Raw genomic sequence first — 21,397 nt, 5'->3', positions numbered from 1 at the left:
TTTCCTCGGGCCGCTCATGACCCCAAATCGTTGGACCCTTGCGCTGGATAGCGGTGACCTGGCGTGGCCTGATGGGGCGCGCAGCCTTGTCTTGCGCGCACGCGGCGAGGCCGATTTCAGCGGCTTGGGCGCGGTGCAGGCGGTGCAGGGCTTCTACCCCGATCATGCGCGGCTGACGGCACGCGGCATTGATGCGGTCGTGGCGGCGGAGGGCCAATACGGCGCGGCGCTGGTCCAGATCGTGAAATCGAAACCCGAGACCCTGTCGCTGGTGGCCGAGGCGATGGCCCGTGTCACCCCCGGCGGAGTCGTCGCGGTGGACGGGCAGAAGACCGAGGGCATCGAATCGGTGCTGAAAGCCGTGCGCAAACTGCTGCCGGTCGATGGCGTGCTGTCGAAATCGCATGGCAAGCTCTTCTGGCTGACCCGTCCCGACACCGTGCCGCAGGAGATCGCCGATTGGGCCGCCGCGCCCATGCTGGTCGAGGATCGCTGGATCACCGCGCCGGGGATGTTTTCCCCAGGTGGCTCGGATGCGGGCTCCGAATTGCTGGCCGCCCTCGTGCCGCAACTGAAAGGCGATGTCGCCGATCTGGGGGCCGGCTGGGGTTACCTGGCCGCCTCGGTATTGGAGGAACAGGAGGGCATCGACAGGCTCGACCTGATCGAGGCCGAGTGGTCGGCGCTGGAGGCCGCGCGCCGGAACGTCACCGATCCGCGCGCGAGGCTCATCTGGGACGACGCGACCGCCCATACCCCCGACCGGCGCTATGACGCGATCCTGTCCAACCCGCCCTTCCACACCGACCGCGCCGCCGATCCGGGCCTCGGCCAGGCCTTCATCGCCGCTGCCGCGCGGATGCTGAAACCCTCGGGCCAGTTCTTCATGGTGGCCAACCGCCACCTGCCTTATGAGGCGACGCTCAAGGCGCATTTCGGGACCGGCAAGATGCTGGCCGAGATCGGCGGCTACAAACTCTATCAGGCAGGCAAGCCGAAAACGGCGCGCCGGACCTGACCAACGGGAGAGACCCCAGATGTCCCTATCCATCGAAGGCAAGACCGCGATCATCACCGGTGCCGCCAATGGCGTCGGCCTTGCCATCGCGCGCCATTTCATCGAACGCGGGGCCAATGTGATGCTGGCCGACCGCGACGAGGCGCGGCTGGCCGATGAGGTCGGCAATGTCGAGGATGAGCGCGGCCAGGCCCGGTTCTTCGCGGGCGACTTGCGCGAGAAACTGACCGTGGCCAACCTGGTCTCGGCCACCATCGACGCTTTCGACCGGGTCGATATCCTGATCAACGCCGCCCGGCAGGTCAAGGAAAGCGATCCGCTGGATGCTTCGGACGACACCGTCAAGGTGCTGATGGAGCAGAACATGTATACCGCGCTCAGGCTCAGCCAGTCGGTCGCCAAGCGGATGATCGAACAGGCCGAGGAAGACGGGAACGAGGATGGCACGGTCGGGGCGATCGTCAATCTTTCGTCCATCGCGGCGCGGCGCACCCATCCCGACCTTCTGGCCTATTCGGTCAGCGCGGCGGCGCTGGACCAGGTGACGCGCAGCCTGGCCGTGGCGCTGGCACCCAAACGCATCCGGGTGAACGGGGTGGCGTTCGGATCATTGATGTCGCACAGCCTGAAGGAGACGCTGAAGGGCAACCGCGAGTTGCGCGCCGAGATCAAGGAATGCACCCCGCTTGGCCGCATCGGATCGGCGCGCGAGGTGGCCAGTGCGGTGCAGTTCCTGTGCTCGGACGGGGCGGCGTTCGTCACCGGAGAGCTGATCACCGTCGATGGTGGCCGCACGCTTCTGGATAACGTGACCTCGGCGGCGCATTGAACCACCTTACCCGGCGTAGCTGTCGCAAGGCGGCATGCCCTCGCCGATAGCCACCCATCCCCAATCGGCAGGTCCGTCGGGCGCGTATCCTTGCGGATAGATCGAGACATAGCTCCACCCGTTCAGCGGCCAATGGGCAAAGGTGATCGAGGCTCCGGGCCGGAGCTGGCCAATCGCGGCGGCGGCGTGGCTCGCGCCATTGCGCAGCGTCAGCACCGGGCCGCGATAGCCGATGCAACCCGTGGCCCCGAAATCGCGCACCGGAACATCGGCCATGCGCCGATAGGGCTCCAGCTCATCGGGGTAGGTCAGCCAGGTGCGGTTGGTGTCGAGGTTGCAGGAATACTGGGACTCGGACTGGCGGATGCGGGCGACCTGTGCCGCCTGTGCCGGGGCCAGCGTCGCATTGCGGGTCGTGCAATCCGAGTTGTCGAACTGGGCTTGGCCAAGGGGCGACGAAAAGCAATACCCGGCGCGATCATGGATCAGGTTGCGGGCGAACCACAGATCCTCACACAGCGGGTCATCTTGCTGCGCTGCAAGGGGCGTGGCAAGAAGCGTCGTGAAACAGGTGAAGGCGGCAAGGAACTTACGCATGGCGGGGCCTCCCGGCTTTTGTCGGTGAATGAGCCTCCATTCTCGGGCACGCGGCGAACGTCGCATTGACCAAGATCAACCCCGCTGTCCGCAGCCCGGGCCCGAGGCAGGCCGGGACAAGCCGACGCGTTCCCTGATCACGGCAGTCGAACGGCCACGAAAAACCCCCTGCGGCGGGACCGGCAGGGGGTGTTCGCTGTCACGGAGGTGAGGGCCTCAGCGGCGGTCGTCCTCATCATCCTCGTCGTCGTCCTCGCTGTCGGGCAGGTTGAAGAAACTGTCGGCGTCGCGGACATCCTTTTCGTCCTTGTCGTCGTCCTCCTCTTCATCGCGATCCGAACTGTCGCTGAGCGAGAAGGTTTCCAGCCCCGAAATCGCGGAAGGAATCCGCGCCTCGGGTTCCATGCCGAGCGATTGCTCGGTCGAGACCAGCTTGCGGCGTTCGTCATCGGTCATGCCTCCGCCCTCGGCCGCGATCTTGGCCGCCGCCTTCTGCACCACGGCGTCAAGCTCGGATTGCTTGCACAGGCCAAGCGCCACCGGGTCGATCGGCTGGATATTGGCGATGTTCCAATGCGTGCGCTCGCGAATCGCCTGGATCGTCGGCTTGGTGGTGCCGACCAGCTTGGAGATCTGGCCATCGGTCAGCTCGGGGTGGAACTTGACCAGCCACAGGATCGAGGCCGGACGATCCTGGCGCTTGCTGAGCGGCGTGTAGCGCGGCCCGCGGCGCTTTTCCTCGCCCACGGCAGACGGGTTGAACTTGAGCTTCAGCTTGTGGGAGGGATCCTTCTCGGCGGTGTCGATCTCTTCCTGGGTCAGCTGATTGTTGGCAATCGGATCGAACCCCTTGACACCGGCGGCCACGTCACCATCGGCGATGCCCTGCACCTCAAGCTCGTGCAACCCGCAGAAATCGCCGATCTGACGGAAGCTGAGCGTGGTGTTGTCGACCAGCCAGACAGCGGTGGCTTTGGCCATGATCGGTTTGTTCATCTTGAGCGGCTCCTTGGGTTTCGCAAATCTCTCCCGTGCCGGGAAACGGCTCGCCGGGTCTGGCCTGGCGTGACGTCGTTGTAAGGGAGGTCGTGGCGTATATAAGCAGGATAAAGCCGGGAGGGAAGGGCAAATGATACGACTGATCATGGCACTGATGCTGATCGCGGGCGCGGCACGGGCCGAGGGCGAGCGCGCAGGCGCGTTCGACTATTACGTGCTGGCCTTGAGCTGGACCCCGACATGGTGCGCGATCGAAGGCGACGGGCGCGGCTCGCCGCAATGCGATCCGCGGCAGGGGTTCGGCTTCACCCTGCACGGGCTCTGGCCGCAATACGAGGCGGGCTGGCCAAGCTATTGCCCGACAAGTGAGCGCAATCCCTCGCGCGGGATGACGGCGGATATGGCCGATATCATGGGATCGAGCGGGCTGGCCTGGCACCAGTGGAACAAGCACGGGGTCTGTTCCGGCCTGTCGGCCCGTGACTATTTCGCCCTGTCCCGGCTTGCCTATGAGCGGGTGACGCGCCCCGACCTCCTGCGCAACCTGGGCCGCGAGGTGCGCCTGCCCGCCGAGGTGATCGAGGAAGCCTTCCTGGAGGAGAACCCGGATCTGCGCGACGAGACCACGACCGTGACCTGCCGCGATGGTCGCGTGCAGGAGATCCGCATCTGCCTGACCCGCGACCTTGACCCCCGCGAATGCGGGCGGGACGTGGCGCGGGACTGTTCCTTGCAGGAGGCGATTTTCGCGCCGATGCGCTGAGGGGAGAGGGCGGGAGCGAGGGGCCAGCCCCTCGCGCTCCCCGGGATATTTACGGAACAAAGAAGGAAAATTTTAGTCAAATTGATCTCATCCTGTCCGGCGATCCTTTGCCAGGGAGTCATGCGGAAGGGGCCGGGGATGCGGATGTTGAGGCTTGCGGCGCGGGTGCTATGCGCCGGTCGAGGATCCGCCCTGGCGCATGTCAGCGGCATCTTTGATCCTGACGTCAGAACGCCTTGCGGGCGCGCAAAGCGGCGGAGATCGTGCCATCGTCGAGGTAATCCAGTTCACCGCCGATGGGCACGCCCTGGGCCAGCGAGGTGACCTCGATATTGCGCGGCTCCAATTCGCCCGCGATGTAATGGGCGGTGGTCTGGCCATCCACCGTCGCGTTCAGGGCCAGGATCACTTCGGTCACGCCCTCGCGCTCCAGCCGGTCCATGAGCTTGGGGATGCGCAGATCCTCCGGCCCCACCGCATCCAGCGCCGACAGCGTACCGCCAAGCACATGGTAGCGGCCGGAAAACACCTGGCCGCGTTCCATCGCCCAGAGGTCGGCGACATCCTCGACCACGCAAATCTGGCCGTTGGCGCGTTTTTCGCTGAGGCAGATGGCGCAGGTTTCGGATGTTCCGATATTGCCGCAGGTCAGGCATTCGCGCGCCGAGGCCGCGACCGACATCATCAGGTCGGCCAGCGGCGTCATCAGAAGCGCGCGCTTCTTGATCAGGTGCAAGACCGCGCGCCGGGCCGAGCGGGGGCCGAGACCGGGCAGCTTGGCCATGACCTCGATCAGGGCCTCGATATCGCGCGGGGCGTCGGCCAAGATCAGAACGGCAGCTTCATGCCTTCGGGCAGGTTCAGCCCTTCGGTCAGGCGCGCCATTTCCTTTTGGCTGCGCTCCTGCGCCTTGACCTGCGCATCCTTGATCGCGGCCAGGATCAGGTCCTCGACCACTTCCTTTTCATTGGGATCGAAGATCGAGGGGTCGATATCCAGCCCCGTCAATTCACCCTTGGCGGTGGCCGTGGCGCGCACGAGGCCCGCGCCCGAGGAGCCCTCGACCGTGATCGTGGCGAGGGTTTCCTGCATCTCGGCCATCTTGCCCTGCATTTCCTGCGCCTGTTTCATCACCTTGGCCATGTCGCCAAGCTGGCCCAAACCTTTCAGCATCGTCACGTTCCTCTGATCAATCGCGTTGGTCTGTAGATACGGGCGCGAGGCGCGTCGCACAAGGCGGCGTCAGTCCTCCTCGAAAGGGTCCCATTCATCCTCGACCTCGGGCAGGGCGGTGACGGCGGCCTCATCGGCCATGTCCTCGCGGCTGCGGATCTCGGTGATCTTCGCCTGCGGGAAGGCGTGCAGGACGGCCTGCATCAGGGGATGCTCCAGCGCCTTTTCCCTGAGCGCGTCGCGTTCGGCATTGGCCTGTTCCTCCAGCGTCGGGCCGCCGCCCTCGTTGGCCAGGCTCACCGTCCAGCGTACGCCGGTCCAGTTCTTCAGGCTCTGCGCCAGCCGCGGCGCAAGGTCCTGCGGCGCGCGGTCGGTCGGCTGGAACGTGATCCGTCCCGGCGCGTAGGAGACCAGGCGCAGGCAGGATTTCACCTCGACCAGCAGCTTGATGTCGCGGTTGGATTCGATCAGCGCGACCACCCTCTCGAACGTCGCGTAATGGGCCAGCGCGGTGTCGGATTGCGCCTCCAGCGCCGGGGCCGCGCCGCCCGAGGGGCCGCGCGGGGCGTGGGCGCGGGGGCCGGGACCGCCCTGGGGGGCTGGCGATGGCGCGGCGGGGGCGGGCGGCACCGGCATGTCACTCAGCTTGCGCAGCAGGTCTTCGGGTGGCGGCAGGTCGGCGACATGGGTCAACCGGATCACCGCCATTTCGGCGGCCATCATCGCGTTGGGGGCAATCGCCACCTCCTCCAGCGCCTTCAGAAGCATCTGCCAGGTCCGGGTCAGCACCCGCATCGACAGCTTGGCGGCCATCGCCTGCCCGCGCGTGCGTTCATCCGGGCCGATGGTGGGGTCTTCGGCGGCGTCGGGCGTGATGCGGATGACGCTCAGCCAATGGGTGATCTCGGCCAGATCCCGCAAGACCGCCATCGGGTCGGCGCCATCGGCATATTGCGCGCCCAACTCGTCCAGCGCGCCCGCCGCATCGCCCGACATGATGTGATCGAAGAGGTCCATGACCCGGCCCCGATCGGCCAGCCCCAGCATGGCGCGGACCTGGTCGGCGGTGGTCTCGCCCGCGCCGTGGGAAATGGCCTGGTCCATCAGGCTCATCGCGTCGCGGACCGAGCCTTCGGCGGCGCGGGTGATAAGCGCCAGCGCCTCCTCGGCGATCTCGGCATTTTCCGCGGTGGCGATGGATTTCAGGTGGGCGATCATCACCTCGGGCTCGATCCGGCGCAGATCGAAACGCTGGCAGCGGCTCAGGACCGTGACCGGAACCTTGCGGATCTCGGTCGTGGCGAAGATGAATTTCACATGGGCGGGCGGCTCCTCCAGCGTTTTCAGCAGCGCGTTGAAGGCGCTGGTCGACAGCATGTGAACCTCGTCGATGATATAGACCTTGAAACGCGCGGTGGCGGGGGCGTAATGCACCGAGTCCAGCACGTTCGAGCGGATGTCGTCGATCTTGGTCTGGCTGGCGCCATCCATCTCGATCACGTCGACATGCTGCCCCGCCATGATGCCCACGCAGTTGCGGCATTGCCCGCAGGGTTCCGTCGTGGGGCCGCCGGTGCCGTCCGGCCCGGTGCAGTTCAGCCCCTTGGCGATAATCCGCGCGGTGGTGGTCTTGCCGGTGCCGCGAATGCCGGTGAGGATGAAGGCCTGCGCGATCCGGTCGGCGGCGAAGGCGTTCTTGAGGGTGCGCACCATCGCCTCCTGCCCCTTCAGGTCGGCAAAGCTGGCGGGGCGGTATTTGCGTGCGAGCACCTGGTAGCCGGTGCCGGTCTGGGTGTCTGTCATGGCTCGCGATCCCCCTGCGGTTCAGGCCAAAGGTGTAGCGCCGCGCCGCGCCTGCAACAACCCGCCCGCTACAGCATCCACAGGATTGCGCCGACAAGAAGGGTGGCCGTGGTCATGACAATCGCCAGCCGGGTGAAATTCTTGCGCTGGATCGGCTTTGCATCGGTGCTGTTCAGCCGCTCATGCGTCTCATGCGCCCGGTTGCGCGCCGACCAGAAGATCAGCACCGCGATCAGGAGGAAGGTCGAGGCCACCAGCTTGGCCGCCCAGGTCGGCTCGAACGCGCCGAACACGGCCCTCAGCGCGATGGCCACGCCGATACAGCCAAGCCCGGTGCCCATCCAGGAATTGAACGTGCGCTCATTGGCCAGGATGGTGCGGTCCTGCGCCCAATCGGTGCGGTCCTCGGCCTGCTCGGTACGCTGTTGGGCGTGGTCTTCCCTCTTGCTCATTTCTGCAGCATAGGCGCGCGGCGCGGTGGCAGACAAGCACCGGCACCGTGCCTTACGCCGCGACGCGCCCCATGATCGCGCCTTCATAGGTCTTGAGGATCGCCCGCGCGGGATCCCCGGGATCGGTGTCCAGGCCGCACAACTCGGGGAAGATCTCATGGATCTCGCGGATGGACTGGCTGTCCAGCGACTGCATGGCCATCGGACCGGGCATCAGGCTTTCGGCGGGCAGCCCGTTCGACAGCAGAACCTCGTGGCTGTCCAGCAGGATGTGATTATAGGTCACGCCGCAGGCCCCGCTCTGCCACAGGATGCTGTGGTCGTTGACCAGCGCCTTGATGGCCACGAGAACCTCGGCCTCGCCAAAGAGATACTCGGCCCGCCAGTCGGTCAGAAGGACGCGGTGATTGGGTGACAGGATCAGATCCTGCACCGGCAGCCCGTCGCCAAGCGCCCCGGCGCGCACCGCGATGGGGCGCAGATACTGCGCGCGGGCCAGGGCCAGCCCGTCCATGTGCCGCCGTCCGATCCAGCGGATGGGCATCGCGCCGCTGTCGCGGGTCAGGACAAGATCGCCGACCTGAAGCATCTCGATAGGCACCTCGCCCTCGGGCGTGGCAATCAGGGTGCCATCGCCGAAACACATGAACTGAATGGGCTGGAAGGGATCGGTAAAATCCTTCTCGCCGCCGTCCTTGGCGCGAATGAATCCGGTATGCACCTCTCCGTCGGCGCCCAGATAGGTGAACTGGTATTCATCGGGATTGTTCGGATCGACCCAGGTCGATAGCGCCCCCAGGAGCGAGATCGAATCGGAGGGATCGTAATGGTGGATGTCGATCCGGAGGTCGTCCTGGTCGAAGCTGGACAGGTTGATCGTGACGTAGTCGGAATGGCTGTCGTCACGGAACTCGATCCTGATCTTGTCCACGTCGTCATTGGGATCGGCCGAGATCGTCACCGCCCCGCCGCCGGGGATGTCCACGCGCACGGAATCGTTGTCACCAACGGTGACCTCACCATTCTCCGTAACGTTGATCTTCGGCATGTCTGCTCCGCCCGGCAGGCGGATCTGAACGCCCACTCTGCCATGGCCTTGAAATTACCACAGTTTGGCCATCCGGCAATGCGGGAATTGTGAAGCCCGGCGTTTCAGGCTATTGTGCAACAGCCTTCGGGGTGAGGCATCCAGATCCGCGGAAAGCCGTCACCGGCACCCCCCTTATATCGAACGGACATACCCTTCGGTTTGACCTTTGCCCGATCAAGCGGATCGCGGGCGGTATGAAAGGTAAGCCGATGACGAAAACCCTAGACAGGTTGCGCCGCGATGCCAAGGCGCTGAGGCAGGCCCATGAGGCCGGAACCCCAGATGCGTGCGCCCGCATTGCCACCTATCAGCCGCGCCCCGAGGGCCAGGCCCTGAAGCACGCCGATTACCTGCATGTGATCGCGCGCGAGAACAGCTTTGCCAGCTGGCCCGCCCTGAAAGAGGCGGTCGAGATCATGGGGATGGACCGTGCCGCCAAGCTGCAACGCCTCAAGATCGCGCTGCATCACGGGCAGGTGGAGGTGGTGGAGCGGTTGCTTGCGGAGACGCCCGACCTTGCCGATGGCAGTTTCGGGCTGGAGGTGGCGCTCTACAAACGCGATGCGGTCGCCGCGACACTGGCCGAAAATCCCTCCGCCGCGACCGAGCTTCGTGGCATGGCCCCGCCGCTGGTGCATCTGGCGCAGTCGCGGATGTTCCGGCTCTGGCCCGAGCGAGAGGGCGACATGCTGGCGATTGCGCGGATGTTGCTCGATCACGGCGCCGATGTGAACCGGGGCGCGCCGGCTGCGCAAGGCTCCGACCACATGCTGTCGCCGCTCTATTTCGCCATCGGCCATGCCGATAACATGGTGCTGGCCGAGTGGCTGCTGGATCACGGGGCCGATCCGAATGACGGTGAATCTCTTTATCATTCGACCGAACTTGGCCATCACGAGGGGCTTCGCCTGTTGCTGGCCGCCGGGGCCGACCCAAAGCGCACCAACGCCCTGCTGCGGGCGATGGATTTCCACGACCACGCGGCGGTGCGGATGCTGCTGGAGCACGGCGCGCGGGCCGATGATTTCGACGAGAGCGAGGTGGGCGGCGAGGCCCCCTGGACCATACCCGCCCTGCATCAGGCCGCGCGGCGGCTGTGCGATGCCGAAATGGTCGGGTTGCTGCTGGATGCAGGCGCGGACCCCGCGCACGTGCATCAGGGCGCGTCGGCCTATGCCTATGCCCGTGTCTTCGGCAATACCGATCTGGCCCGCGCCATCGAGGCGCGCGGCAAGGCCACCGACCTGACACGGGACGAGGGCCTGCTGGCCATGGCCGCCGAGGGCGTGGTGCCAAAGGAAACCTGGATCGACCCCGCGAAACTGCCAGACGCCTATCGCGACATCCTCCGCGAGATCGTGGGCCTGCCCGGAAAACTGCCTCATATCAAGGCGCTGGTGGCGCTTGGCGTCGAATATGACCGGCCCGACACGAGCGGACTCACGCCCGTGCAGATCGCGGGATGGGAGGGGTTGCCGGAAGAGATGGCCTATCTGCTGTCGCTGAAACCGGACCTCGCCCATGTCAACGCCTACGGCGGCACGTTGCTGTCGACGATCATCCACGGCTCCGAGAACTGTCCGGCGCGGGCGGAACGCGACCATGTCGCCTGTCTGCGGCTGGCGCTGGAGCATGGCGTGGCCCTGCCAAGGCGCGCGATCGGGTTCGCGGCGGATGACGCCGTGGCCGCGTTCCTGGCAGACTGGGCCGCATCCTATCCCGGTCAGGTGATCTGAGCCTTTGGGAAAGGCGCCGGTCTGCGCTAGGCTGGCCTCGGACAAGGGGGAACAGGGCGATGCGATTGGGTGTGATCTGGGTCTTGCTGGCGCTTTGGGCGGTCGCTGTGGCGCTGTCGGTGAACGCCATGTTTCAGCCGCCGACCGGCGATGGCTTCGCCCGCGGGCTGAACCGGATCGAGGGATTTCTCGGCTATCAGGCGGCGGCGCTGGTCATTGCGCTGATCGTGCTGTCGGTGCGTAGTTGGGCCGAGGCGCGCTGGCTGCGCCGGTTGACGCTGGTGCCGATCCTGCTGGCACTGGCGCTGGTGCTGCTGGTGGGCGGGATCATCCTCTACGCGATCGTCATGGACGGATGAGCGCGGGCTTCACGATCCACGACCTTGCGGTTGGCGGTGGTCGGCTTGGCCTGTGTCGCCTGCCGGGGCGGGATGCGTCTTACGATGTTGATTTATCGAGGATTCTGGACTGGCAGCCCGACCTGGTTCTGTCGATGACGACCCTTCCCGAAATGGCGGGGACCGGGGCCGCGCATCTGGGCGAAGACCTGGCCCGGAACGGCATCGGCTGGCGGCATTTGCCCATCGTCGATTTCGGCGCGCCGGGGCAGGGGGTGGAGGCGGTTTGGCCCGAGATCTCGGCGCTGGCAGCAGGCATCCTCTCCAGCGGCGGCGGGGTGCTGGCGCATTGCTATGGCGGCTGCGGGCGCTCGGGCATGGCGGTGCTGCGGCTGATGGTCGAGGCGGGCGAGGACGCGCAGGCGGCGCTGATCCGCCTGCGCGCCGTGCGCCCTTGCGCGGTCGAGACCGAGGCACAACTGGCCTGGGCCACCGCGCCCCGGTAACCTCAGCGCCCGTCGCGGTCCCGCTTGGCCGATTGCGCGCCACGATAGGTCTTGTGCAACGACCTGTGCCGCGCCCGCGCCTCGTGCAGCGCCTCGGAGTTCTGGGCATCCTCGCGCTTCAGTTTCTGCCATCGTTTCAGACGGTTGGGGTCAATATCGCCGGCCTCCACGGCGGCCTGTATGGCGCATCCCGGCTCGGTCTCATGGGCGCAATCGTTGAACTTGCAGGCGGCTGCCAGCGTCTCGATATCCTCGAAAACGGCCTCGATCCCATCCGCCACATCGGCCAGCGGCAGAGACCGCATCCCCGGCGTGTCAATGAGCCAGCCGCCGAACCGGGTGCGGGCCAGATCGCGCGATGTCGTGGTGTGGCGGCCCTTGGCGTCATCCTCGCGGATGCCTTGCGTTGCGGCATCGCCGCCGGTCAACAGGTTGGACAGCGTGGATTTTCCCACCCCGGAGGAGCCGGCCAGAACCAGCGTCTGACCGTTCCGGCACCAGGGTGCGAGAGTGTCCAGCTCGTCCGGATCGGTGGCGTTCAGGGTGACGGCGGCGACCAGGGGTGACAGCCGCTCGGCCTGCTTCGCATAGCTGTGCGGATCGTCGCACAGGTCAGATTTCGTGAGGATAATCAGGGGTATACATCCGGCGCTGGCGGCCAGTGCAAGGTAGCGCTCCAGCCGCGCGATGTTGAAATCCTCGTTGCAGGAGGTGACGATTCCGAAGGTTTCGACATTGGCGGCGATCAGTTGCGCCGACACGTCATGCCCCGCCGCGCGGCGTTTGAGGCTGGTCTGGCGCTCCAGCCGTTCAGCCACGGCGCCGCGGTCGGGCGTGGTCAGAACCCAATCGCCGACGGCATAATCCCCGGTCGTCTCGGGCGTGCGCAGGATCAGCGTGCCATGCGGTGACAGCACGGTGACGCGGTCGCGGGCGACGGTGCTGATTCGTGCCGCGAAATCAAGGGTTTCAGGATCGGTTTGCGCCGCGAAGAAAGGCGACCAGCCGAGGTCTTTCAGGGTGTAGTCAGTCAATTTTCAGGTGTCCCGAAGCAAGTCATGAGAGGGCGCTGGCCCTGGGGCCGCGCGGGTCTGTTGCTCGGGTCGAGACGGCGGAAATTATGCCGCGTCGGCCCGGAAGGGTGCTGCAATCTCCATGAAGCCTCCTGCGGGCGGGCCGGGTTTGCGGGGTGCAAAACCTGACAGGTTTGTCCGCTTTTTCTAACAGGTTTGTCAAGTTTTTGGGGGAGGGGCGAGAGGGGCGGTGCGAAGAGATCGACGGACCCTCTCGGCGCTGTTCAGCGCCTGCCGGGGCGTCGCGTTTTGCTGGCGCAAAAGCGCGGTCGCGTCGGAACCTGCTTCGCAGAACCCTCGTCCCCTCTCGGCGGCATTCGCCGCCTGCCGGGCGTCGGAACCTGCTTTGCAGAACCCGACGGGGGTGAGAGGTTGGACGACGACCCAAGCGGGGCTCGTTGTGGCTGCTTCCTTCCGGATCTGACCAGGTTGGCGAGGCGCTTGCCCGCGCCAACCCCTCGATCCGTCATTTAGGGGATCGGGGCGGCCCGTGCAAGGGGCGGCGCATGTCTAGAGGGACGCGAACCAGTCCCAGGCATCCGCCGCGAAGTCGGGGCCGCCCTCGTAGAACCAATGCGTGTGGCCGGGGATCAGGACCAACTGATAATCATGGCCCGCGCGCGACAGGTAATCGGCGGCGATGCGGGCGCTGGTCACGTCGAAGATCTGGTCCGATGTGCCAAGGTAGAGCCGGATCGGCGGCGCGTCGCGGATCGGGTGCAGAAGCGTCGGGTTCACATAGCCCGCATGTGCCGCCACGCCGCGCCAGGGGCCGATGACGCGGTTGGCGGCAAGCTGCGCGGTGATCGCGCCCGCCGAATGACCGAAGAGGAACATCCGGGTGCGGTCGACGGGGTAGATCTCCGCCGCCGCGTTGATGACGCTGTGCAGGAAGGCGCCGTCGGGGATCTCTCCCGGTGCGCCATTCGCGTCGTTGATCGCCACAAGGATCAGGCCGTTTGCATCGGCCACCGGCTGCCACATGTCGATCATCGAAAGCCCGTCGCGGCCCGCGCCATGAAAAAGCGCGATCACCGGGGCCGGCGTGTCGAGGCCCTCCGGCGCGTAGCCCCACCATGTCCGGGGCATGATACCGTCCAGCACCGGGTGGCGCGTGGCCCCCGTGACATCGGGCGCATAGTCCAGCGATGCGGGCAGGGCGGGGCGCAGGTCCGGGCGTTCCGTTTCGGTCAGGATACCCGGCGGGGCGGTGGGATCGGCGACCGTCATCTGCGCAGGCCCGGACAGCATCGGGGCCAGCAGCAGGCCCGTCGCGGCGAGGAAGGCGAGGGCGACGAGGGCCAGCACGGAGATGTAGAGGCGGCGCAAGCTAAAGCTCCATGCGGAAGCGGGCAAAGCCGGTCGGGCTGTCCTGCAGCCGGGTGAGGTTCAGCGCCGCGATGTCCTGGGGGTGGTTGGCGGCACCGGGGCCGGTCTCGTAGATCACGGACGTGCCGGGCATCGGGGCGAAGCGCCAGGTGTTCAGCGGCTCGGGCGTGACCGGCGCGTGATCGGTGATATGGCGGATCAGGATGTCCTGCGCCGTCAGGTTCGGGTCCAGCACCAGATCACCCCGCGTCGCGGCCCCGAAATGACCGCCGCCCGAGGCGCGGTAGCTGTTGGTGGCGACGAGGAACGCATCGCCCGGCATGACCGGCTGACCCTGGTAACAAAGGTCGGCAATGCGCCCCGGCGTCTCGAACCGGGTCAGGCCATCGGCCGAATAGGCGGCGGGCTGGCTGGGGTCGATGGCGTAGGTCAGCCCGTTCAGGATGTCGAAATTGTAGCTGGCGAAAGCCGGGTCGATCAGAAGCTGGTCGCGCCCGCCGGGGGTGATCTGGCGAAAGATCGAGGCCGCGCGCTCCAGCCAGTCACGGATGTCGGCCCCTGTCAGGCGCAAGATCCGCAGCTTGTTGGGATAGCTGTAGAGGTCGGCGACATTGCGGATCGAGAGCGGCCCGACCGGAATGTCGATGTAGTTCTGCGGCCCGCCGCGCCCGCCCGCCTTCAGGGGGGCGGCCACCGCCAGCAGCGGCAGATGCGCCAGCGGGTGGCCTTCCAGCGCGCGGGCGGCGGCGGCACGCTTGGCCGTGGCCTTGAGAGACAGGGCAGAGGTGTTCGAGATCAGCGCGAAATAGCTGGTCAGCGGGCGTGTGGTAGCGCCGATGCGGCGCCGGATATAGGCGAGCGTCGCCTTATGGTCGGTTGCGGTCACGGCGAGGATGCGGGCCTGGGTCGGGCCGGTCTCGTCGGGCGTGTCGCGGGCGGGCAGGGTATCGGCCTGGGCCGAGGTGATCCGCCAGCCGTCATCGCGCCGCCGAAGGGTCAGGGCGATCCGCCCGAGATGCGAGCCGAACGCCCCGGGCTGGACCACCGGCGTGCCATGCAGGATGCCGGTGCCGCAGCTGTCGGGGACCGGGAACACGACGTGGCTGTGGCCCGCGACGATGGCATCGCAGCCGGCCAGGCGCGCCAGCGGCAGGATCGCGTTTTCCAGCTCGGGCCGGTCATCCTCGGGGCCGATGCCGGAATGGCAGAGCGCGACGATCAGGTCGGCCCCCTCTGCGCGCAGACCGGTTGCCGCGCGGGCCGCGGTGGCGACGATCGGGTGGCTCTGCAACCGGCCCTGCAACACCGGCTTGTCCCAGATCGTGATCTGCGGCGGCGCAAGGCCGATGACGCCGACCCTGATCGCGTGCCAATCCCCGGCGCTGTCCTGCATCCGGCGATCCAGCATGACGGTGGGCGGCAGGAAGGGGCTGCCATCCTGGTAGGTGAGATTGGCCAGCACGACCGGAAATTCGGCATCCGCCAGCGTCCTGGTCAGGAAATCCGGGCCATAGTTGAAATCGTGATTGCCGACAGTGGCCGCGTCATAGCCAAGCGCGTTCATCGCCGCGATCACCGGGTGCGGGCGGCCGTCGCGGGCACGCTCACGCGCGGCATAGTCGCCAAGCGGGGTTCCCTGGAGCGTGTCGCCATTGTCGAAGAGCAGGCTGTTGGGCGCGGCCCTGCGCTGCGCCTCGACCAGCGGGGCCAGCCGCGCCAGCCCCAGACCGCCCGCCGGTTCGTCGCGGTAATAATCATGTGGCTGGATATGGCCGTGCAGGTCGCTGGTGGCCAGCAGGGTCAGACGCAGCTCCGGGTCCGCGTGCCGCGTCGCAAGTGTATCGCCTTGCTTTTCCATTAACTTTTATGAAGCCTGTCGGACATGCGTTGGTTAGAACAACCCTGTGGATAAATGGCCAGAGCCCTGGGACAGGATACCATAGCGGTTTGCGCCGGTGTGCCACATCTGCGACATGACCGCCAGAGGATCCGCAAGGGGATGGGCCCCGGGCGACAGGGGAAGGGATGGCGATGAGACTGGCGGAAACGGTGACCTTCGGCGGCGGCGGGCTGGAGCGCGCGGCGGAACTGCGCGGCGATCAAGCGGCGTTGACTGCGGCGCTGGACAGCGGCGATCCGGTGGTGCTGCCGATCTGGCGCGGCAAGCCTCTGATGGCGGGCGATGCGTTGCAATTCGTGGCGGGCGATCATGCCATATTGGCCGACGCCCCACCGGGCCGCCTGTTCCTGGGGCGCGATGGCGAGGGCCTGCGCTTTGCGGCGGACATCTCGGCCTGGGAACCCGAGGCGGTGGACAAGGCCGCGCTGGACAGCTTCGCGGATGACAGTCGGCAGACCCATCCGGCGCTGCCCGAGGCCAGTTTCCGCGAATTGCGTCTGGCGATGGTCGCGCTGAGCGCCCGCGAGGCCGAGATCGCGGCCACCGCCAAGGCGATGCTGGGCTGGCACCGGTCGCATCGGTTCTGCGCCAAGTGCGGGGCGGAAAGCCGGTTCGATCTGGCCGGGTGGCACCGCCGCTGCCCGTCCTGCAACGCGCTGCATTTTCCGCGCACCGACCCCGTCGTCATCATGCTGATCACGCATGGCAATGACCTGCTGATCGGGCGCTCGCCGGGTTGGCCGCAAGGCATGTATTCGCTGCTGGCGGGTTTCGTGGAACCCGGCGAGACGCTGGAGGCCGCCGTGCGCCGCGAGGTGGCCGAGGAAACCGCGATCCGGGTCGGGCGGGTCAATTACCTCTCCAGCCAGCCCTGGCCCTATCCGTCCTCGCTCATGTTCGGCTGTATCGGCGAGGCGCTGAGCCGTGAGATCACGCTGGACCCGGTGGAGCTGGAGGATGCGTTCTGGATCAGCCGCGAGGACCTGGTGGCGGCGCTGGCCGGTCATCATCCGACCCTCCTGCCCGCGCGCCCCGGCGCCATCGCGCGATTCTTGATGGAGAATTGGCTTGCGGACCGGCTGGATTGACCCGAGACTCCGCGCCAATAAAGCTGGGACAGAAAAAACGGACCTGCCATGAAATTCGAAACAATCGAGGAGGTTGCCGCCCCTCAGGACTATACTTTCGCGCGCTTTACCGATTTCACCCGCTATGAGGGGTTGGCGCGCAAATACGGCGCCGATATCCGCCGCGTCGGCGGTTTCACCGAGGTCGCCGAAGGGGCCACATGGCGCGGCACCATGCAGGTGCGCGGCAAGACCCGGGGCGTGGAGGCGGTGGTGACCCGCTACGCGCCCCCGGAGGCGGCCCGGATCGACACCGTGGTCGGCGGCATGAACGTGGTCTTCGAAATGCGGTTCGAGGCGCTGGGCCCCGACAGGATCCGCCTGCGCGCCGTCGCCGAATTGCAGGCAAGGACGCTGGCCGCGCGGCTGATCATCCAGTCCATCAAGCTGACCCGCAAGCGGGTACAGGCCAAGATCAACTCGCGCATCGTGGCGCTGGCCAATGAATACGAGGATGCCTGGCGGCGCGAGCAGGGCTGAGGCCCGGTCGATCCTGCCGAGTTGAGCCGGATCGATTGGACAAACTGCTGTCCACCTACGCTTGGTCGGGTTTCAAGATCCGGAAGTTGAAGCGCCCGGTTGAGAAGAAGTGCGCGCCCCGCGCATCGAGAGCGATCTGTTCGTCGGCCCACGCTTTCAGGTCCACCTCCGATACGGTCTCTTGTGCGCCTACATAGGCCATGATGAAGGGAACGATCATCTCGCTGTAGCAGCCCTCATACCGATCCAGATTCACAATCGGGAAATAGCTTACGTCTGCCACGAGCAATCCGGCCATTCGCAGGCGCGCCGCCAGGGTTCGGGGCAGGTTGCAGTCCGCGCAGTGAGACTTGAACGCCACGAGGATCCTTTCCATGCGATCAGGGTCTTCACTATGCCAGCAAAGAGCGTCCCAATCCGTCGCAAGGATCAGACCCCGTCCGCCCGGCTTGAGCACTCGAGCGACTTCGGATGCGAACATCTCGATGTCGGGAACATATTCGGCAACCTGCGTGCTGACGATGACGTCAAATACGTTGTCGTCAAACGGCAAGGCGGTCGCGTCAGCGCAACGATATGTCAGCCAGGACCGGTCGGCCCTTTGGCAGGCGCGGTCCACCATTTGCCGCGAGATATCCACGCCGACCACTTCGCCCGCGGGCCCGGTCAGTTCGGCGATGGCAGCGGCCAGGAACCCCGGGCCGCTGCCAATATCCAGAACACGCTCGCCCTCGCGAATTGCAAGCCGCTGAAGGGTGTCCTGCCTCTGCGCGGTTACGTCAGGCCCCAAGTAGATTGCCTCGAGCTGCTCGGCGGCAGCTTCATCGTATTCCATGCTTGGCATCGGCCCCCTCCCTCTTTCTTGCACCGATACTATCAGAGAATTGCAACGTTTTGGGGGCAGATACCGGTCCCTTGTTCCTGATGCGGCCCTAAGGCTGCCCTAGTTCGTCCGCAGATGCGACGGGACGAACAGCGCGACCTGTCTCGACACGCAGGTGTTCGGCCCGCCCTCGCCATCCGTGCGGGAGCTTTCGGGATAGAAGGGCGGGACGCTGTCCGCGGTGCAGCCGCCGCGGAAGGACGAAAGCTGATCGGCGGCCAGGTCGGGCAGCAAAGGCCCGTGATCATGGACCACGAGGTGATATTCCGAGGTTTCGGGATCGGTAAACGCCGTGTCGTAGAAATTGCCCGCGACATTGCCCGTTGGCAGGAAGGCCGAGATACGGACCCGGCCATCGGCCCCCACCACGGCCCCGCCGCCATTCGTGGCCACGGTATTCATCTGGTCGGCCATGCCCATCGCCTCGACAGGCGTGCAGGGATTGGCGGCGCAGTTCTCCGGGTTCTGGATGGCGACGAACCACATCGTGACGGCATTGCCGGGGGTCAGGCCGCCGGTCTCGATCATCGCCGAGGCGCCGTCGGGACCGGTCCAGAGGTGGGCGCTGGTCGCTTCGATCGGACCGGGGGTCATGCCGCTGGGCGGGGTCCAGGACATTGGCAGGGTGTCGGCAAGGGCCGGGGCGGCGGCAAGGGCGAGGCCACAGGCCAGAAGTGTCGTGTGATGTTTCATGGAAACCTCCTGTTACAGGTCTGAAATCTGGCAAGGTTCCCCACATGCGCGCAAATCAGTTCTGTTGCGGCGCTGGACAAGGTAGGCTTGTCCAGGATGACCAAGCGATTGCCCTCCATCAACGCGCTGCGCAGCTTCGAGGCGGCGGCCCGGCACCAGAGCTTTACCCTGGCCGCCGAGGAGTTGCGCGTCAGCCCCGCCGCCATCGGCTACCAGGTCAAGCGGCTGGAGGAGGATCTTGGCCGCGCGCTGTTCACCCGCAGCCACCGCGCGGTGCGGCTGACCCCGGACGGGATGGCGTTGATGCGGCGGCTGGGCAAGGGGTTCGAGATCATCGAGGCAGCCTGGACCGAGGCCCATGCCCCGGAACCGGAACGGATCTTCAAGGTAACCGCGCCGATTGCCGTGGTGCAGAAATGGCTGCTGCACGAGCCGACAATGCAGACCAACCGGTTCGGGGCTTTCCGGATCGGCTGGGATGTGTCGCAGGCGTTCCAGGACCTGGAGGGGTCGGGTATCGACGCCGCCATCCGCTATACCAGCGATCCCGATCCGAGCCTGTTCTCCGAGCCCCTGCTGCGGCAGTTCTACACGCCGCTGATGCGCGCCGATGTCGCGCGCAGGATCAAGGCCCCGGCGGACCTGTTGCAGCACGGGTTGATCAAGCTGGGCTTCGACCTGGCGGCCGAGCGGCATATCGACCTCTGGACACCGTGGTTCGAGCTTCAGGGCCTGCGCGCGCCGAACCGCTTCGAGATGACCTGCGGTTACACCATGACGGCGGTGGAGGTCGCGCGGGAGACCGGCCATATCGCCATGGGGGGCTATTTCGTCGTCGCCGAGGATATTGCGGCGGGGCGCCTGGTGGCCCCGTTCCCGGTCGGGATCGTGCCGCAATCGCAACTATGGGTGATGTGCCGCAAGGGCCGCGAGGAGGAGCCGGAAATGCTGTGGTTCCGGCAGGCGGTGCGGGCCTGCGCCGACCGGCTGAGGGCGACGGCGGCGGGGTTCAGGATCTTCGATCTGGAGGGGCGGCCGGTGGAAGGCGCATGAGGCCCCGGCGGGGATGACCTACCCCCGCGCCGCATCCGCCGGATAGGTGCCCAGGATGTGCAGCTCGGAGGTGAAATAGCGCAACTCCTCCAGCGCCAGTTGCACCATCGGATCGTCGGGGTGGCCCTCGATATCGGCGTAGAATTGCGTCGCGGTGAAGCTGCCATCGACCATGTAGCTTTCCAGCTTGGTCATGTTCACGCCATTGGTGGCGAAGCCCCCCATCGCCTTGTATAGCGCGGCGGGGATGTTGCGGACGTTGAAGACGAAGGTGGTCATCATGTGCTCGGCGCGGCGGGTCATGTCGGGGTCGCGCCCCATGATCAGGAAGCGCGTCGTGTTGTGGTCGCTGTCCTCGATATGGCGTGCCAGCACCTCCAGCCCGTAGATCTCGCCCGCCAGTTCCGAGGCGAGCGCGGCCTTGGACGCATCGCCCCACGCCGCCACGTCGCGCGCGGCGCGGGCATTGTCGGGGCTGACGCGGCCCGTGATGGCGTTTTCGCGCAGGAAGCCCGCGCATTGCGGCAACAGGACCAGGTGGCTGTAGGCCTCGCGCACATCGGCCAGCCGCGTGCCGGGAATCGCCAGCAGGTTGATATGGACCCGCACGAAGGCCTCGTCATGGATATGCAGGCCGGATTCGGGCAGCAGGCGGTGGATGTCGGCGACGCGGCCATAGGTCGAATTTTCCACCGGCAGCATGGCCAGGTCGGCCTCGCCGCCTTTCACCGCGGCGATCACATCCTCGAATGTGGCGCAGGGCAGCGCCTCCATTTCGGGCCGTGCGTCATGGCAGGCCTGATGCGAATAGGCGCCGGGTTCCCCCTGGAAGGCGATCATTGCGGTCATCGAGACGGACTTTCTTGGATATCGGGCGTTCTGTCGCGCTGACTACACCTTGCAAGGCAGAGGCGAAAGCCGGTAGATACCTCGAGATACGATATTTGGACGGGAAGGCCCCCATGTTTGACACGATGACCCTTACCAAGGCCGTTGGTGCCATCTGCGCCGGCTGGCTGGTGCTGTTGCTGGGCGGCTGGGCTGCAAGCGGCCTCTACAGCGTCGGCGGCGATGATGAAGTCGCGGGCTACGTGATCGAGGTCGAGGAAGACGAGGCTGGCGGCGAAGAGGTCGAGGAGGTTCCGTTCTCCGAGTACCTGGCAGCCGCCGACCCCGCCGATGGTGAGGCCCTTTGGCGTCAGTGCCGCAGCTGTCATGTCACCGAACAGGGCGAGAACGGCACCGGCCCCTACCTGTACGGCGTGGTCGGGCGCGATATCGGGTCGGTCGATGGCTTCTCCTATTCCGACACGCTGGCCGAGATGGAGGGCGACTGGACGCCCGAGCGCCTGAACGGGTTCCTGGAAAACCCGCGCGGCTACGCGCCGGGCACGATCATGTCCTTCAACGGCCTGCGGGACGTCGAAGACCGCGCCGCGATGGTGGCCTATCTCGATTCGCTCGACGATTGAGGCGGGGGATCGCCGCAGATTTTCAAGGGCCGCTCCGCTTCGGGCGGCCCTTTTTGTCGCGCTCCGCTGTGTTCACGAAATCT

General features: G+C 66.3%; 23 protein-coding genes and 1 other RNA gene. 10 read left to right on the top strand and 14 right to left on the bottom strand.

Annotated features, from left to right (window positions below):
- The first annotated feature begins 16 nt into the window (after window positions 1-16).
- Window positions 17-1,018, top strand: a complete 1,002-nt coding sequence (locus HNS34_RS10705; RefSeq protein WP_172320054.1) for a class I SAM-dependent methyltransferase — start codon at window positions 17-19, stop codon at window positions 1,016-1,018.
- 19 nt (window positions 1,019-1,037) lie between these two features.
- Window positions 1,038-1,847 carry an SDR family NAD(P)-dependent oxidoreductase gene (locus tag HNS34_RS10700; protein ID WP_172320053.1) on the top strand — a complete coding sequence of 270 codons (810 nt, stop codon included), beginning with the start codon at window positions 1,038-1,040 and terminating at the stop codon, window positions 1,845-1,847.
- 6 nt (window positions 1,848-1,853) lie between these two features.
- Here HNS34_RS10700 and HNS34_RS10695 read toward each other — a convergent pair whose 3' ends face one another.
- Both HNS34_RS10695 and HNS34_RS10690 read right to left on the bottom strand, forming a co-directional pair.
- Window positions 1,854-2,444 carry a DUF4453 domain-containing protein gene (locus tag HNS34_RS10695; RefSeq protein WP_172320052.1) on the bottom strand — a complete coding sequence of 197 codons (591 nt, stop codon included), beginning with the start codon at window positions 2,442-2,444 and terminating at the stop codon, window positions 1,854-1,856.
- Between the two features lie 216 nt (window positions 2,445-2,660).
- A complete protein-coding gene (locus HNS34_RS10690) occupies window positions 2,661-3,440 on the bottom strand; it encodes a DUF1013 domain-containing protein (RefSeq protein WP_172320051.1) in 780 nt (259 codons plus the stop codon).
- A gap of 133 nt (window positions 3,441-3,573) precedes the next feature.
- Here HNS34_RS10690 and HNS34_RS10685 point away from each other — a divergent pair, with 133 nt between their 5' ends.
- Window positions 3,574-4,206 (top strand): ribonuclease T2 family protein, encoded by a 633-nt coding sequence (locus HNS34_RS10685; protein ID WP_172320050.1) that lies wholly within the window; start codon window positions 3,574-3,576, stop codon window positions 4,204-4,206.
- 226 nt (window positions 4,207-4,432) lie between these two features.
- On the opposite strand, the gene recR is transcribed toward HNS34_RS10685, so the two are convergent.
- The 5 genes from recR to HNS34_RS21010 form a co-directional block, all read right to left on the bottom strand.
- Window positions 4,433-5,032: a recombination mediator RecR gene (gene recR, locus HNS34_RS10680; protein ID WP_172320049.1), complete on the bottom strand. Its 600-nt coding sequence runs from the start codon at window positions 5,030-5,032 to the stop codon at window positions 4,433-4,435.
- A 2-nt stretch (window positions 5,033-5,034) separates the two neighbouring features.
- A complete protein-coding gene (locus tag HNS34_RS10675; RefSeq protein ID WP_172320048.1) occupies window positions 5,035-5,379 on the bottom strand; it encodes a YbaB/EbfC family nucleoid-associated protein in 345 nt (114 codons plus the stop codon).
- 69 nt (window positions 5,380-5,448) lie between these two features.
- Window positions 5,449-7,182 carry a DNA polymerase III subunit gamma/tau gene (locus HNS34_RS10670; RefSeq protein ID WP_172320047.1) on the bottom strand — a complete coding sequence of 578 codons (1,734 nt, stop codon included), beginning with the start codon at window positions 7,180-7,182 and terminating at the stop codon, window positions 5,449-5,451.
- Between the two features lie 68 nt (window positions 7,183-7,250).
- Window positions 7,251-7,634, bottom strand: coding sequence for a YidH family protein (locus HNS34_RS10665; RefSeq protein ID WP_172320046.1), 384 nt, complete (start codon window positions 7,632-7,634; stop codon window positions 7,251-7,253).
- Between the two features lie 52 nt (window positions 7,635-7,686).
- Complete coding sequence (locus HNS34_RS21010; protein ID WP_172320045.1) at window positions 7,687-8,718, bottom strand: Hint domain-containing protein; 1,032 nt, start codon at window positions 8,716-8,718, stop codon at window positions 7,687-7,689.
- A 215-nt stretch (window positions 8,719-8,933) separates the two neighbouring features.
- Between HNS34_RS21010 and HNS34_RS10655 the strand changes: the two genes are divergently transcribed.
- Genes HNS34_RS10655 through HNS34_RS10645 form a run of 3 tightly spaced genes read left to right on the top strand, consistent with a single transcriptional unit; the run spans window position 8,934 to window position 11,304 of the window.
- Window positions 8,934-10,460 carry an ankyrin repeat domain-containing protein gene (locus tag HNS34_RS10655; RefSeq protein ID WP_172320044.1) on the top strand — a complete coding sequence of 509 codons (1,527 nt, stop codon included), beginning with the start codon at window positions 8,934-8,936 and terminating at the stop codon, window positions 10,458-10,460.
- 59 nt (window positions 10,461-10,519) lie between these two features.
- Window positions 10,520-10,819: a hypothetical protein gene (locus HNS34_RS10650; protein WP_172320043.1), complete on the top strand. Its 300-nt coding sequence runs from the start codon at window positions 10,520-10,522 to the stop codon at window positions 10,817-10,819.
- Entirely contained in the window at window positions 10,816-11,304 is a 489-nt protein-coding gene (locus HNS34_RS10645; protein ID WP_172320042.1) for a protein-tyrosine phosphatase family protein, read from the top strand. Before HNS34_RS10650 ends, HNS34_RS10645 begins: the two co-directional genes overlap by 4 nt.
- Before the next feature lie 2 nt (window positions 11,305-11,306).
- Here HNS34_RS10645 and rsgA read toward each other — a convergent pair whose 3' ends face one another.
- The 4 genes from rsgA to HNS34_RS10625 form a co-directional block, all read right to left on the bottom strand.
- Entirely contained in the window at window positions 11,307-12,338 is a 1,032-nt protein-coding gene (gene rsgA, locus HNS34_RS10640; protein WP_172320041.1) for a ribosome small subunit-dependent GTPase A, read from the bottom strand.
- A 401-nt stretch (window positions 12,339-12,739) separates the two neighbouring features.
- Window positions 12,740-12,838: signal recognition particle sRNA small type (gene ffs / locus HNS34_RS10635), an RNA gene on the bottom strand.
- A 49-nt stretch (window positions 12,839-12,887) separates the two neighbouring features.
- Window positions 12,888-13,706 (bottom strand): alpha/beta hydrolase, encoded by an 819-nt coding sequence (locus HNS34_RS10630; RefSeq protein WP_172320040.1) that lies wholly within the window; start codon window positions 13,704-13,706, stop codon window positions 12,888-12,890.
- Between the two features lies 1 nt (window position 13,707).
- Entirely contained in the window at window positions 13,708-15,564 is a 1,857-nt protein-coding gene (locus HNS34_RS10625; RefSeq protein ID WP_172320039.1) for a bifunctional 2',3'-cyclic-nucleotide 2'-phosphodiesterase/3'-nucleotidase, read from the bottom strand.
- 173 nt (window positions 15,565-15,737) lie between these two features.
- Between HNS34_RS10625 and nudC the strand changes: the two genes are divergently transcribed.
- Together nudC and HNS34_RS10615 are read left to right on the top strand one after the other, a co-directional pair.
- Window positions 15,738-16,694, top strand: coding sequence for an NAD(+) diphosphatase (gene nudC / locus HNS34_RS10620; RefSeq protein WP_172320121.1), 957 nt, complete (start codon window positions 15,738-15,740; stop codon window positions 16,692-16,694).
- A gap of 48 nt (window positions 16,695-16,742) precedes the next feature.
- Entirely contained in the window at window positions 16,743-17,213 is a 471-nt protein-coding gene (locus tag HNS34_RS10615; protein WP_172320038.1) for an SRPBCC family protein, read from the top strand.
- Between the two features lie 55 nt (window positions 17,214-17,268).
- Here HNS34_RS10615 and HNS34_RS10610 read toward each other — a convergent pair whose 3' ends face one another.
- Both HNS34_RS10610 and HNS34_RS10605 read right to left on the bottom strand, forming a co-directional pair.
- The gene (locus HNS34_RS10610) at window positions 17,269-18,048 is read right to left on the bottom strand and encodes a methyltransferase domain-containing protein (protein ID WP_172320037.1); all 780 of its coding nucleotides are present in this window, start codon (window positions 18,046-18,048) and stop codon (window positions 17,269-17,271) included.
- A 108-nt stretch (window positions 18,049-18,156) separates the two neighbouring features.
- Window positions 18,157-18,789 (bottom strand): hypothetical protein, encoded by a 633-nt coding sequence (locus HNS34_RS10605; protein ID WP_172320036.1) that lies wholly within the window; start codon window positions 18,787-18,789, stop codon window positions 18,157-18,159.
- Window positions 18,790-18,885: 96 nt separating this feature from the next.
- Here HNS34_RS10605 and HNS34_RS10600 point away from each other — a divergent pair, with 96 nt between their 5' ends.
- The gene (locus HNS34_RS10600; protein WP_172320035.1) at window positions 18,886-19,842 is read left to right on the top strand and encodes a LysR family transcriptional regulator; all 957 of its coding nucleotides are present in this window, start codon (window positions 18,886-18,888) and stop codon (window positions 19,840-19,842) included.
- An 18-nt stretch (window positions 19,843-19,860) separates the two neighbouring features.
- Here the strand turns inward: HNS34_RS10600 and HNS34_RS10595 are convergent, their stop codons facing one another.
- Window positions 19,861-20,691 carry a prephenate dehydratase gene (locus HNS34_RS10595; protein WP_172320034.1) on the bottom strand — a complete coding sequence of 277 codons (831 nt, stop codon included), beginning with the start codon at window positions 20,689-20,691 and terminating at the stop codon, window positions 19,861-19,863.
- A gap of 113 nt (window positions 20,692-20,804) precedes the next feature.
- On the opposite strand from HNS34_RS10595, the gene HNS34_RS10590 reads away from it, so the two are divergent.
- Window positions 20,805-21,314 carry a c-type cytochrome gene (locus tag HNS34_RS10590; RefSeq protein WP_172320033.1) on the top strand — a complete coding sequence of 170 codons (510 nt, stop codon included), beginning with the start codon at window positions 20,805-20,807 and terminating at the stop codon, window positions 21,312-21,314.
- Window positions 21,315-21,397 lie beyond the last annotated feature (83 nt).

Source organism: Alterinioella nitratireducens, assembly GCF_013155465.1.
GTDB classification, from domain to species: domain Bacteria; phylum Pseudomonadota; class Alphaproteobacteria; order Rhodobacterales; family Rhodobacteraceae; genus Alterinioella; species Alterinioella nitratireducens.
The sequence above is the reverse complement of the archived record's forward strand: the minus strand, read 5'-3'. Positions and strand labels throughout refer to the sequence as shown.